Annotated in this window: 12 protein-coding genes; 8 read left to right on the top strand and 4 right to left on the bottom strand. The window is 68.1% G+C overall.

Going from position 1 to position 12,310, the window contains the following annotated elements:
• Positions 1 to 11: 11 nt before the first annotated feature.
• The 7 genes from AC1RQG_RS01450 (at position 12) to AC1RQG_RS01420 (ending at position 6,504) form a co-directional block, all read left to right on the top strand.
• Entirely contained in the window at positions 12 to 968 is a 957-nt protein-coding gene (locus AC1RQG_RS01450) for a tyrosine recombinase XerC (protein ID WP_493127581.1), read from the top strand.
• A gap of 133 nt (positions 969 to 1,101) precedes the next feature.
• Positions 1,102 to 2,151: a CobW family GTP-binding protein gene (locus AC1RQG_RS01445; RefSeq protein ID WP_493127579.1), complete on the top strand. Its 1,050-nt coding sequence runs from the start codon at positions 1,102 to 1,104 to the stop codon at positions 2,149 to 2,151.
• Between the two features lie 203 nt (positions 2,152 to 2,354).
• Positions 2,355 to 2,804 (top strand): RNA polymerase-binding protein DksA, encoded by a 450-nt coding sequence (gene dksA / locus AC1RQG_RS01440; RefSeq protein ID WP_182151453.1) that lies wholly within the window; start codon positions 2,355 to 2,357, stop codon positions 2,802 to 2,804.
• Positions 2,805 to 3,027: 223 nt separating this feature from the next.
• Positions 3,028 to 4,353 carry an STAS domain-containing protein gene (locus tag AC1RQG_RS01435; RefSeq protein ID WP_493127577.1) on the top strand — a complete coding sequence of 442 codons (1,326 nt, stop codon included), beginning with the start codon at positions 3,028 to 3,030 and terminating at the stop codon, positions 4,351 to 4,353.
• 69 nt (positions 4,354 to 4,422) lie between these two features.
• A complete protein-coding gene (gene hslV, locus AC1RQG_RS01430; protein ID WP_493127575.1) occupies positions 4,423 to 4,959 on the top strand; it encodes an ATP-dependent protease subunit HslV in 537 nt (178 codons plus the stop codon).
• Positions 4,960 to 4,963: 4 nt separating this feature from the next.
• On the top strand, positions 4,964 to 6,298 hold the full coding sequence (gene hslU / locus AC1RQG_RS01425) for an ATP-dependent protease ATPase subunit HslU (RefSeq protein WP_493127573.1): 1,335 nt from the start codon (positions 4,964 to 4,966) through the stop codon (positions 6,296 to 6,298).
• Between the two features lie 11 nt (positions 6,299 to 6,309).
• A complete protein-coding gene (locus tag AC1RQG_RS01420) occupies positions 6,310 to 6,504 on the top strand; it encodes a hypothetical protein (protein WP_182161713.1) in 195 nt (64 codons plus the stop codon).
• 41 nt (positions 6,505 to 6,545) lie between these two features.
• Here AC1RQG_RS01420 and AC1RQG_RS01415 read toward each other — a convergent pair whose 3' ends face one another.
• The gene (locus AC1RQG_RS01415; RefSeq protein WP_493127570.1) at positions 6,546 to 7,154 is read right to left on the bottom strand and encodes an outer membrane protein; all 609 of its coding nucleotides are present in this window, start codon (positions 7,152 to 7,154) and stop codon (positions 6,546 to 6,548) included.
• Between the two features lie 179 nt (positions 7,155 to 7,333).
• Here AC1RQG_RS01415 and AC1RQG_RS01410 point away from each other — a divergent pair, with 179 nt between their 5' ends.
• The gene (locus AC1RQG_RS01410) at positions 7,334 to 8,083 is read left to right on the top strand and encodes a helix-turn-helix domain-containing protein (protein ID WP_493127568.1); all 750 of its coding nucleotides are present in this window, start codon (positions 7,334 to 7,336) and stop codon (positions 8,081 to 8,083) included.
• Positions 8,084 to 8,176: 93 nt separating this feature from the next.
• On the opposite strand, the gene AC1RQG_RS01405 is transcribed toward AC1RQG_RS01410, so the two are convergent.
• From AC1RQG_RS01405 to gspF, 3 genes are read right to left on the bottom strand one after another with little or no spacing between them, the layout of a single operon-like run.
• On the bottom strand, positions 8,177 to 10,480 hold the full coding sequence (locus AC1RQG_RS01405; RefSeq protein ID WP_493127566.1) for a patatin-like phospholipase family protein: 2,304 nt from the start codon (positions 10,478 to 10,480) through the stop codon (positions 8,177 to 8,179).
• A gap of 15 nt (positions 10,481 to 10,495) precedes the next feature.
• On the bottom strand, positions 10,496 to 11,077 hold the full coding sequence (locus AC1RQG_RS01400) for a type II secretion system protein N (RefSeq protein WP_493127564.1): 582 nt from the start codon (positions 11,075 to 11,077) through the stop codon (positions 10,496 to 10,498).
• 11 nt (positions 11,078 to 11,088) lie between these two features.
• Complete coding sequence (gspF, locus tag AC1RQG_RS01395) at positions 11,089 to 12,309, bottom strand: type II secretion system inner membrane protein GspF (protein ID WP_493127562.1); 1,221 nt, start codon at positions 12,307 to 12,309, stop codon at positions 11,089 to 11,091.
• Position 12,310: the final 1 nt, after the last annotated feature.

Here is a 12,310-nt window from a genome sequence, read left to right as displayed (position 1 = left end):
GCCGCTTCCACATGGACCACGCCGGGGACGCCACGCAGGACTGGCCGGACGCCTGGCTGGCGCAGTTGCGCACGCTGCGCAAGCTGTCGCCCCACACGCTGGCCGCCTATGGCCGCGACCTGCGCCAGCTGGCCACCCTGACGGCCGGACGCGAATGGCGGCAACTGGGCCAGGCCGACCTGCGCCGGCTGGCCGCCACCCTGCACGGCCAGGGCCTGGAACCGCGCTCGATCGCCCGCAAGCTGTCATGCTGGCGCGGCTTTTTCGACTGGCTGATCGAGCAGGGCCAGCTGTCGGCCAACCCGGCCGCCGGCGTGCGCGCGCCCAAGCGGGCGCGCGGCCTGCCGCGCGCGCTGTCGGTGGACGACGCCGTGCATCTGGTCAGCGGCGCCGGCCGGCCGCAGCCGGGCGCGGCGCCGGAACCGGCCGCGCTGTGCGACCGCGCCATGTTCGAACTCTTATATTCGAGCGGCTTGCGCGTGTCGGAACTGGCCGCCATGGACCTCCATTACCGCAAGGCCGACGGCGCCCTGCCCGCCTCGCTGGGCTGGCTCGACCTCGACCAGGGCGAGGCCGTCGTCACCGGCAAGGGCAACAAGATGCGCACCGTGCCGGTGGGCGGCGCGGCGCGCACGGCGCTGGCGGCCTGGATCGCCGTGCGCCCGGCCCCGGCCGACGGCAGCGCGGCCCTGTTCGTCAACACGCGCGGCGCCCGCGTCAGCCCGCGCGTGGTGCAGCAGCGGCTGCGCGCCCACGCGCTGGCCTGCGGCATGCCGGTCCACGTCCACCCGCACATGCTGCGCCACTCGTTCGCCTCGCACGTGCTGCAATCGTCGGGCGACCTGCGGGCGGTGCAGGACATGCTGGGCCACGCCAGCATCAGTTCCACCCAGGTCTACACGGCGCTCGACTTCCAGCACCTGGCCGACGTCTACGACCGGGCCCATCCGCGCGCGAAAATCAAATAGCGCGCACAATGGTTTGACGGGCCGCAAACGGACGCATTGCAACCGTTTGCGAAATTCCGGCATAATCGGCGGCTGGCCGGGATCGCCCCGGGCCGGTTCCTGAGCCTTCCTCCACCCTATCCGACAAGCAACCATGGCACTCATCCCCACCACCATCCTGACGGGCTTTCTCGGCGCCGGCAAAACCACGCTGCTCAACCGCATCCTGCAGGAACAGCACGGCATGCGCATCGCCGTGATCGAGAACGAATTCGGCCAGGAGAACATCGACAACGAGATCCTGGTGCAGGACAGCCGGGAACAGATCGTGGAGATGAACAATGGCTGCATCTGCTGCACGGTGCGCGGCGACCTGATCGTGGCGCTGACGGCGCTGGCGCAAAAGCGCGACGCCGGCCAGCTGCAGTTCGACCGCGTCGTGATCGAGACCACCGGCCTGGCCAACCCCGGCCCCGTGGCCCAGACCTTCTTCATCGACGAGGAAGTGGGCGCCCACTACATGCTCGACGCCGTGATCACCGTGGTCGACGCGCGCCATGCCATGCAGCAATTGGACGAGCACGAGGAAGCCCAGCGCCAGATCGGTTTCGCCGACAAGCTGCTGCTGTCCAAGACCGACCTGGTGACGGCGGCCGAGCTGGACGCGCTCACGACCCGCATCAAGCACATCAACCCGCGCGCCCCCATCGTGCGCTCCGACTTCGGCCGCCTGCCGCTGGCCGAGGTGCTGGACCTGAAGGGCTTCAACCTGAACGACAAGCTGGAGCTGGACCCCGATTTCCTGGCCGCCGAGGACGCGCACGACCACGGGCACGTGCACGGCGAGCACTGCGGCCACGACCACGATTGCGGCCACGGCCACGACCACCACCACAGCCACCACACGGACGACATCGCCGCCTTCGTCTACAAGAGCGAGCGGCCGTTCGACAGCGCCAAGCTCGACGAATTCCTGAACGGACTGGTCCAGGTGTACGGCCCTCGCATGCTGCGCTATAAAGGCGTATTGTGGATGCAAGGGGCGCAACGCAAGGTGGTGTTCCAGGGCGTGCACCAGTTGATGGGCAGCGACCTGGGCGCGCCGTGGGGGGAAACGGAGAACCGTGGTAGCAAAATGGTGTTTATTGGCAAAAATCTACCGAAAGACATCTTTATTCGCGGTTTGGAACAATGTTTGGTATAAACTATCTGCGTTTTAAGCGACAGGCTCTCCGGAACCGGGCATGGATCGCTCGAACGCGTATGATGCGGAAGATCATTACTAAAATTTAAGTGTTACAACATCCGGCAAGCAGTGCCGCTGCGGATACCGTGTGCGGCTGTGTGGCCTGGCACCCAACAGCCCCTCCATTTGAAAACTCTGTCGTATCGAAGGTAAGCGAAGTGATGACCAAAACTAATAAATCGACCCCCGCCGCGAGCACTGAACGCATCCTGACCGAAGAAGAAATTCTGAAGATGGATGACAAGGATTACATGAACCCGGCGCAAATGGCATTTTTCAAGGCCAAGCTGCAGGCACTTGAGAAAGAATTGTTGAAGAACGCCGACGAGACCACCGAGCACTTGCGCGAAACCGTGCTGGTGCCCGATCCCGCCGACCGCGCCACCATCGAGGAAGAGCACGCACTGGAACTGCGTACCCGCGACCGCGAGCGCAAACTGCTGAAAAAAGTGCAGCAATCGATCGTCGCCATCGACGCCGGCGACTATGGCTGGTGCGAGGAAACGGGCGAGCCGATCGGCATCCCGCGCCTGATCGCCCGTCCCACGGCCACGCTGTCGCTGGAAGCCCAGCAGCGCCGCGAACTGAAGCAGAAGCTGTACGGCGACTGAGCCGTCCGGCCCCCGACGAAAGCACGCGATGCCCTCGCGTGCTTTTTTTTCGCCCGCGCGCGCGTCGCCATGCGCGCCCGCCGCCCGAATTGTGGAAATTGGTGAAAATTGTCGTATCCAATTGCGCGCGCCCATGGCAAGACCTTTCCTATGAGCTACACTTACAGTCCTGCGGCATGCGCTGTGCGCGTGCCGGCCAGCGTGAAACACAACGGGACACGACGTGGGCATTTTTTCGCTTTTCAGGAAACAGGATGCGCAGCGCGCGCCGGCCGCCACGGCCGGCGCCGACGATGGCGCGCGCCTGGGCCCGAACAGCGAGCTCGAACGCCAGCAGGCCCAGGCCTTGCAGCGCGACCTGGCCCGCGCCACGGCCATGAAGATCGACGCCATCGAGGCCGCCATGGCGCTCGACATCTTCCAGGACACGGAACCGGCCTGGGGCAGCCGCCCCGCGCGCCCGCCGCGCCCCGCCGTGGCCGGCGACAACCCCACCCTGCCGCTGCTGGACGAGGACACCACGGAACTGCTGGGCGAGGATGACCTGCCGGCCCAGGCCGTGGCGGCCCAGACCGCGCCGGTGGTCGAGGAGATCGCCATCGTGTACGCCAACGGCCAGGCCGACATGGCCGAGCAGATGCTGGTCGACAACCTGCCGCCGGCCGGCGCCCAGGACCGCACACTGTGGTGGATGCTGTTCGACCTGTACCAGGTCACCGGCCAGCAGGACAAGTTCGACAGCCTGTCGATCGACTACGCCAGCACGTTCGAGACCTCGCCGCCGCCATGGAAGGCGCCGCCGCCCCCGGCCGCCGCCGCCGCCGGCCGGGCCTGGTCGGGCGTCACGCCCACGGAACTGTTCTCGGGCCAGCTCGACGCCGCCATCGTTCCCCAGCTGCAGCGCCTGCAGCAGCAGATGGCCAGCCATCCCGTGCTGCGGCTCGACTTCAGCCGGGTGCAGGGCGTCACGCCCGACGGCTGCGCGCTGCTGCTGCCCGTGCTGCAGCAACTGCACGGCGGCGAGCGCGAACTGATCGTGGTGGCGGCCGACCACCTGGCGGCCCTGATCCAGGCCACCGTGGCCGTGGGCAACCGCGAGGGCGGCCCCGCGCCGTGGCTGCTGCTGCTCGAACTGTTGCAACTGCTCAACCGCGAAAAGGAATTCGAGGAAACGGGCATGGATTACTGCGTCACGTTCGAAGTGTCGCCGCCCTCGTTCGTGGCGCCGCGCGCCGTGGCCACGGCGGCCCGCCAGCCACTGTCCGGCGCGCCCGACCGCTACCTGCTGCCGGCCGTGGTCGAAGGGCCGCTCGACGCTTTACTTGCCGCGCTGGCCGGCTATGCTGAACAGTACCAGACCCTCGTGTTTGACTGTTCGCGGCTGGCGCGCGTGGAATTCGGCGCCGCCAACGCCCTGCAAGCGAGGCTGCAAGCGCTGGTGCAGGACGGCAAGAAGGTGGAGTTCCGCGACGTCAACCACCTGGTGGCGGCCCTGCTGCGGCTGCTCGGCTACGGCGAGCTGGCCAAGATCTATCCGCACAAATACTGACCCGCCTTGCAAATTTGGTGGCCAGCCCCATGTGCTGGACTTGAACCGCATCCACCCACCGAGGTCACTATGGAACAATTTCACGGCACCACCATCCTGTGCGTGCGCCGCGGCAAGCAAGTCGCACTGGGCGGCGACGGCCAGGTCACACTCGGCAATATCGTCATGAAAGGCACGGCCCGCAAGGTGCGCAAGCTGTACCAGGGCAAAGTGCTGTGCGGCTTCGCCGGCGGCACGGCCGACGCCTTCACCCTGCTCGACCGCTTCGAAGGCAAGCTGGAGAAACACCAGGGCAATCTGCTGCGCGCCTCGGTCGAACTGGCCAAGGACTGGCGCACCGACCGCGTGCTGCGCCGGCTGGAAGCCATGCTGCTGGTGGCCGACAGCGAATCGACGCTGGTCATCACCGGCAACGGCGACGTGCTGGAGCCGGAGAACGGCATCGGCGCCATCGGCTCGGGCGGCACCTACGCCCAGTCGGCCGCGCTGGCGCTGCAGGAAAACACGGAACTGTCACCGGCCGACATTGTCAAAAAGTCGCTGACCATCGCCGGCCAGCTGTGCATCTACACCAATCTGTCCCACATCATCGAAACCCTGGACTGAACCCATGAACATGACACCACAGGAAATCGTCGGCGAACTCGATAAACACGTGGTCGGCCAGGCCAAGGCCAAGCGCGCGGTCGCCATCGCGCTGCGCAACCGCTGGCGCCGCCAGCAGGTGGCCGAACCGCTGCGCCACGAGATCACGCCCAAGAACATCCTGATGATCGGTCCGACCGGCGTCGGCAAGACCGAGATCGCGCGCCGCCTGGCCAAGCTGGCCGACGCGCCGTTCATCAAGATCGAAGCGACCAAGTTCACCGAGGTCGGTTACGTGGGGCGCGACGTGGACACCATCATCCGCGACCTGATCGACATCGGCGTCAAGCAGACCCGCTCGGCCGAGATGGCCAAGGTGCGCGCGCGCGCCGAGGACGCGGCCGAGGACCGGGTGATCGACATCCTGGTGCCGCCGGCGCGCGACTTCGGCTTCAACACGGCCAGCAGCGAACCGCAGGCCGGCGACGCCACCCGCCAGACCTTCCGCAAACGGCTGCGCCAGGGCGAACTGGACGACAAGGAAATCGAGCTGGAACTGGCCGAGGGCAGCCCGCAGATGGAAATCATGGCCCCGCCCGGCATGGAGGAGATGACGGAGCAGATCAAGACCATGTTCTCGGGCATCGGCGGCGGGCGCAAGAAATCGCGCAAGCTCAAGATCAAGGACGCCATGAAGTTCCTCGTGGACGAGGAGGCGGCCAAGCTCATCAACGAGGACGAGATGAAGCAGAAGGCGATCCAGAACGTCGAGCAGAACGGCATCGTGTTCCTCGACGAGATCGACAAGATCGCCTCGCGCTCGGAGGTGGGCGGGGCCGACGTGTCGCGCGCCGGCGTGCAGCGCGACCTGCTGCCGCTGGTGGAGGGCACCACCGTCAACACCAAGTACGGCATGATCCGCACCGACCACATCCTGTTCATCGCGTCCGGCGCCTTCCACCTGGCCAAGCCGTCCGACCTGATCCCGGAACTGCAGGGCCGCTTCCCGATCCGGGTGGAGCTGGAATCGCTGTCCATCGCCGATTTCGAGCGCATCCTGACCAGCACCGACGCCTGCCTGACCAAGCAGTACGAGGCGCTGCTGGCCACCGAGGACGTGAAACTGGAATTCGCGCCGGACGGCATCAACCGCCTGGCCGAGATCGCGTTCTCCGTCAACGAACGCACCGAGAACATCGGCGCGCGCCGGCTGTACACGGTGATGGAAAAGCTGCTGGAGGAAATCTCGTTCACGGCCACGGAAACGTCGGAGAAGCAGATCACCATCGACGCGGCCTACGTCAACGCGCGGCTCGACGCACTGGCCGTCAACGAAGACCTGTCGCGCTACGTGCTGTAACGGAGGAGGCGATGGCCAACAAGGCGCTGGCGACCCGGCAAAAGATGCTGTTCCGCGTGGGACCGTCGCCCAAGCCACGCAATCCGGTGGCGGTGGCGGCCAAGTTGCGCGCGGCCGGGCCGCACGTGAAAACGCCGTCCGGCCAGCGCCAGGCCGCCAAGCGGGCGCTGGCCAAGGCCCTGCTCAAGGGCAAGGACGAAACGTGAACCGTCAGCGGGCGCCGGGGTTGGCGCCCGCGCTCGGGTGATCAGAAGTGGTAGGCGGCGCCCACCGAGAACACATTCAGGTTGGACTTGGCGGCCTTGCCCATGCGGGCCGGCAGATAGTTCCAGTCCGCATTCAGGGCCCAATGCTTGTCGATCGCGTAGGACAGGCCCGTGCCCACCGTCACGGCCAGCGTGTTGGTGCTGTCGCTGCCGCCGGACGTGTAGTCGACTTTGCCGTGTTCGGCGACCAGGCCCAGGCGCGTGGTCCAGGCCCAGTTCTCGCTCAACTTCGACGACGACTGGGACGTCACGCTCACGCCCGACAACTTTCCTTCGCCCGGGCTCAGCACGCCCGCGCCGTTATTGAACGCCCCCTTGACGGCGCCCCCCGTGAACGCGGCCACTTCAATGGCGCGCGTGGTCGGGAGGCCGAACGCGGTCGTTTCGCTCATGGCATAGCCGCCGTAGACGCGGGTGCTGGCGCCGGCGTTGCGCTCGCACGGGCTGCCGCTCAGGCAGTCGAAGTTGTAGTGGTTGCGGTAGCCCACGTCCACCCCCAGGTAGCCGGGCGACAGGTCGGCGGCGGCGGCGGCGCCGCTGGCGCCCAGGAAGGCGCTGGCCAGCAGCGCGGCGCGTACGGTTTGTTTCATCATCATTCCCCTCATCGTCTCTTGTGGCTGGATGACGTCGCTGCTACGAGTGACATCGCCGCGCAGTGTGATCCTGTTCACCCGAAAGTCCTAGCGGAAAGTACCAGGGCGCAAAATCCTGTACAGATGGTAGCGAACCGTGCTACCTTTTTGCCTTTATGACAAGCACAGGGGCAGGCATGAGTTCACCCGAATTGCTGTTGCACGTGCTGCGCGCCCAGTTGCGCGCGGCCGGCGTCACGTACAAGGAGTTGGCCAGCCGCATCGGCATGAGCGAATCGAGCGTCAAGCGCATGTTCGGCCAGCAGGACATGACGCTGACGCGGCTGGCGCAGATCTGCAAGGCGGCCGGCATCGCGCTGGAGGACGTGCTGCGCGGCGCGGCCGACGCCACGCCCCATGCGGACACGCTGACCCTGCTGCAGGAAAAAGCGCTGGTGGCCCACCCGCGATTGTTGCTGATGGCGATCTGCTGCCTGGGCCACTGGAGCCTGGAGCAGGTGCTGGAAACCTACCAGTTGAGCGAACCCGAATCCATCGTGCTGCTGGCCGAACTGGACCGGCTGGGCCTGATCGAACTGAAGCCGCTGAACCGCTACCGGCTGCGCGTGTCGAACGCCTTCCACTGGCTGGCCGACGGCCCGGTGCAGCAATTTTTCCGCAGCCACGTGGTGAACGACTATTTCAGCGGCCAGTTCGACGGCCCCGGCGAAGCGCTGCTGTGCCTGCCCGCGCGGCTGTCGCGTGCCAGCGCGCTGGAGCTGGCGGCCAAGATCCAGTCGCTGGCCGGCGAACTGGCGCGGCTGCACCAGGGCGACCGCCGCCTGCCCGCGCCCGAGCGCGACGGCTACACGCTGCTGGTGGGATTCCGTTCATGGGAATTCGCCGCGTTCACGGCGCTGCGGCGCCAGCCGGCGCAGACCGCATAAGCCGCATAAGCCGCATAAGCCGCATAAGCCGCATAAGCCGCAACGCCGGCAACGGCAGCGGCATCAGCCGCCGGCGCGCACCGGCCGCCGGCCTTACCAGACCGGGCCGAGGAACAGGTACAGCGTGCCGCTGTTGCCCTTGGTGCTGCCGGCGCCGAAGTACAGCGGGCCGAAGCGCGTGTCGACGGCCGTGAAGATGCTGGCGGCCTGCTTCACGCTGGCCCAGTGCAGCGGATTGTCGGCGCCATACCCGGCGCCGGCCTCCAGCGAGAAGCCGAGCCGCACATCGCCGCCCAGCGCGGCCGGCATGGCGCCCACCGTGCGCGCCATCACGATGCGACCCAGCACCACCCGGTTGCCGGCCACCGATTCGGGCGCCGTGCCCGACAGCCGCAGGAAGCCGCCCAGGTTGAGCGGCGCCAGGCCCTGCTGGCTGCGCGCCCATTCCGCATACAAGTGACCGGCCCAGTTACCGCCATGGAAGGCGCGCAAGCCTTCCACACTCTGCTGCATCAGCGACACGCGGTTGGCCGCGCTGACAACGGAACGTTCGAGGTTGAGGTTGAACAGACCGCCGCGCGTGGGGAAGGCCACGGAGTCGAGCGTGTCCACGCTGTAGGCCAGCGTCTGCACGGTCTGGTGCACGCGGGCCGCCGGCACCGACGCATCCTCGGGTATCGTCACGCGCACGTTGGCGCTCTGGCGCGCCACGCCCAGGTGCACATCGCCCCAATTGCCGAGCTGGCGCCCCAGCACCACGCTGGTGCCGGCGTAGTTGTAGCCGATGCGGTTCTGGCGCTGGCCCGTCAGGCTGAAGGTGTCGGAGGCGGCCGCGCCATAGCGGGCGGACGGCGCCACGTACCACTGCGAGCCGGGGCCCAGCGGCTGCCAGAACTCCACCTCGAACGCGCGCTCGGTGCCGATGCGGGCCGAGCTGCGCAGCTCCGCGCCCCAGTCGTTGAGCGAGGAACGCACATGCATCATCTTGAGCGCGAAGGTGTTGTTGTCGCTGAAGTCGCTGGCCAGCTCCAGACCCACGCGCAGGCGGCTGCGGGCCCACTCGGCCTCGGTCGGCTTGATCAGCACTTGGCGCCCGCCGTTCACGTCCTGCACTTCCGTTTCCACGCGCGCCAGGTCGCCGCGGCCGAACAACTGGGCGCCGGCCTGCTGCGCCTGCTCCACCGTGACTTGCTGGCCCAGCGCCAGACCGGACTGCACCTCCAGCGCCTTGGGGTTGATGTGGCCACTCGGCTCCACCGCCAGTTTGGTGATGGGCAGCGGCTGGTCGGCCACCACCGGGCCGGCCAGGCGGTGCTGCTCGAACGCCGTGTATTCGGCCTCCGGCACGGCCAGCTGCACCAGTTGCGCCGACAGCGCGCGCGCCGCCTTCTCGCCGGCCAGGATGGCGCGGTCGTGGCGCGCGAAGTCGAGGAAGCTGATGCCGTTCAGGTTGGGCGCCAGCAGGATGTCGCGCGGCCCCAGCTCCTTCAGCGAACGCTGCACGTTCTGCTCGGTCAGGATCTGCAGCATCTGCTGGGCCACCCGGATCGCGCTGCTCAACTCCTTCTCCGGCGCCAGCGGCGTGCCCACGTTGACGGCGATGACCACGTCGGCCCCCATGGCGCGCGCCACGTCCACCGGCAGGTTGCGCACCAGGCCACCGTCGACCACCAGCCGCTCCTTGACCCGCACCGGCGCGAACACGCCGGGCACGGCCAGCGAGGCGCGCATGGCCAGGAACAGCGGCGTGTCGTCCAGCTCCACCAGTTCGCCCGTGACGAGGTCGGAGGCGACGGAGCGGAACGGCAGCGGCAACTGGTTGACGGGCCGGTCGCGCGTCCCTTGCGGCAGCACGCGGGTCAAGGCCAGTTCCAGCGCCTCGTTGCCGGCGGCGGCCGGCGGCAGCGAGATGCCGTCCAGCGTGGCGCCGAATTCAATGCGCGAGGGCAGCAGCAAGTCCTCCTCGCGGCGGCGGAAATTGAGTTCGTCGCGCGGCGGACGGTCGGCCACCACGCTGTTCCAGTCGGTGCGGCGCACCAGCTGTTCAAGCTGGGACACGGAACTGCCGGCCGCGTAGGCGCCACCGACCACGCTGCCCATGCTGGTGCCGACCACGATGTCGACCGGCACCCGCAGTTCCTGCAGCACGCGCAGCACGCCAATGTGGGCGAAGCCGCGCGCGCCACCGCCCGACAGCACCAGCGCGATGCGGGGGCGGTGGTGGACGGGATCGGCGTTCGTCGCGGGTGCGGGGGCAGTTGCGGGCGCGGGGGCCGGTGCGGGCGCCAGTGCAGGCGCGTGCGCGAGTGCCGGTGCGGGCACGGGCGCCGGTGATTGCGCGCGCGCGGCCACCAGCCAGCAGCACAGCGCGACGCTCAGGACGCGGGGGAACCACATGCTACAGCCGCCGTATCATCGCTGGCGGTCGGCGCCGGGCCCGGGCGCCGTCGGCGCCACGCCCGTGTGCACCGCCGTCGCCGATGGCGGCGGCGACTGCTGGATCTGCGGTTGCGGCATCACCACCGGCTGCGAGGCCGGTTGCGGCATGGGCGGCTGCGTGATGGACGGCGGCGCCAGGTTGGGATTGTTCTGCGGCCCGGCGTCGCTGGCCAGGTCGATGCGCTTGACCACGCCGCCCTCGGACAACAGCACGTACTTGGGATGGACTTCCTTGATCGTCACGCCGGGCGCCACTTCGCGCCCCACGCCCAGCGCCATGGCCGGCTTGTTGTCGACGGACACGATGGCGGCGCTGTCGCGGCCATCGCCGGCCGCCACCACGCCCTTGAGCTGGTAGTTGCTGGCCACGGCCACGGCGATCTGGCCGCCGAACAGGCCCTTGGCCGCGTCCAGGCTCGGCTCCGGCGCGGGCACCAAAGGCGCGGCCGCGATCGGGCGTTGCTGCGGCTTGAACAACTGCAGTCCCCAGTAGGCCAGCGAGGCGGACAAGGCCGCCACGGCGGCCACGGTGAGTATGAAAGGCAGACGCTTCATGGGTTCCTTGCTCAGCGCACCAGCTGATTGATTTCGATAATGGGCATCAGCACCGCCAGCACGATCAGCAGCACCACCACGCCCATGGCCAGGATCAGGGCCGGCTCCAGCAGGCCGGCGATGGTCAGCGTGCGGCGCTCCAGGTCCTGTTCCTGCGCGCTGGCGGCGCGGTCCAGCATGGCCGGCAGCTCGCCCGTCAGTTCGCCGGCGCGGATCATGTGGATCAGCATGGGCGGGAAATGCTGCTGGGCCGACAGCGCGCGCGCCAGGCTCACGCCCTCGCGCACGTTGTCGCTGGCCTCGTCCACCAGCTCGCGCATGGCCACGTTGGACAGCGTGTCGCGGCTCGTTTGCAGCGCCCGCAGGATGGGCACGCCGGAGCCGGTGGTGATGGCCAGCGTGCTGGCGAAACGGGCCGTGTTCAGGCTGCGCTCGAATTTGCCGTACAGGGGCGCCGTCAGCAGCCAGCTGTGCCAGCGCCGCTTGAGCGCCGGGTTCTCCAGCGCGCGGCGCCACATGAACCACGCGCCCACCAGCAGCACGGCCACCAGCACGCCGTAATGGCGCACGAAGTCCGACACGGCCAGCATCACGATGGTCAGGAACGGCAGCTTCTGCTTGGTGTTGGCGAACACGGACACGATCTGCGGCACCACGTAGGTGAGCAGGAAGATCACGATGGAGAACGCCACCACCGTCACGATGGCCGGATAGGTGAACGCCAGCTTGACCTTCTGCACCAGCGCGTTGCGCCGTTCGATGTAGTCGGCCAGGCGCGACAGCACGCGCGCCAGGTGGCCGATCTGCTCACCCGACGCCACCAGCGCGCGGTAGATCTCGGCGAAGTCGCGCGGGTGGCGCGACAGCACGTCCGACAGCGACGCGCCGCCCATCACCTCGGAACGGATCGAGGCGATCAGGTCGCGCACATAGGGCCGCTCGGCCTGTTCCAGCAGGGCCGTGAAGGCCTGCTCCAGCGGCAGCCCCGCCTCCAGCAGGCTGGCCAGCTGGCGCGTGAACAGGGCCAGTTCGGTGGTCGACAGCCGTTCGCCGAAGCCACGGCCCTTGGCCACGCCGGCCGAATCGACCTGGGCGCCGATGGCGTCCACCTTGATCGGCAGCAGGCCCTGGGTGCGCAGATCGGCGCGCGCGGACCGGGCGCTGTCGGCGTTGAGCACGCCCTTCTTGGTGGCGCCGCCGGCGTCGACGGCCTCATATCGGAATGCTGGCATC

This window comes from Rugamonas sp. GW822-FHT03B10 (assembly GCF_058801745.1).
This window is presented reverse-complemented; position numbering and strand designations above follow the sequence as displayed.

Bases quoted from the DNA above. Each gene is read 5' to 3' on its own strand.
- AC1RQG_RS01405 (WP_493127566.1), bottom strand. From the start codon at position 10,480: ATGTGGTTCCCCCGCGTCCTGAGCGTCGCGCTGTGCTGCTGGCTGGTG.
- AC1RQG_RS01445 (WP_493127579.1), top strand. From the start codon at position 1,102: ATGGCACTCATCCCCACCACCATCCTGACGGGCTTTCTCGGCGCCGGC.
- AC1RQG_RS01415 (WP_493127570.1), bottom strand. From the start codon at position 7,154: ATGAAACAAACCGTACGCGCCGCGCTGCTGGCCAGCGCCTTCCTGGGC.
- hslU (WP_493127573.1), top strand. From the start codon at position 4,964: ATGAACATGACACCACAGGAAATCGTCGGCGAACTCGATAAACACGTG.
- hslV (WP_493127575.1), top strand. From the start codon at position 4,423: ATGGAACAATTTCACGGCACCACCATCCTGTGCGTGCGCCGCGGCAAG.
- AC1RQG_RS01400 (WP_493127564.1), bottom strand. From the start codon at position 11,077: ATGAAGCGTCTGCCTTTCATACTCACCGTGGCCGCCGTGGCGGCCTTG.
- AC1RQG_RS01450 (WP_493127581.1), top strand. From the start codon at position 12: ATGGACCACGCCGGGGACGCCACGCAGGACTGGCCGGACGCCTGGCTG.
- gspF (WP_493127562.1), bottom strand. From the start codon at position 12,309: ATGCCAGCATTCCGATATGAGGCCGTCGACGCCGGCGGCGCCACCAAG.
- AC1RQG_RS01420 (WP_182161713.1), top strand. From the start codon at position 6,310: ATGGCCAACAAGGCGCTGGCGACCCGGCAAAAGATGCTGTTCCGCGTG.
- dksA (WP_182151453.1), top strand. From the start codon at position 2,355: ATGACCAAAACTAATAAATCGACCCCCGCCGCGAGCACTGAACGCATC.
- AC1RQG_RS01410 (WP_493127568.1), top strand. From the start codon at position 7,334: ATGAGTTCACCCGAATTGCTGTTGCACGTGCTGCGCGCCCAGTTGCGC.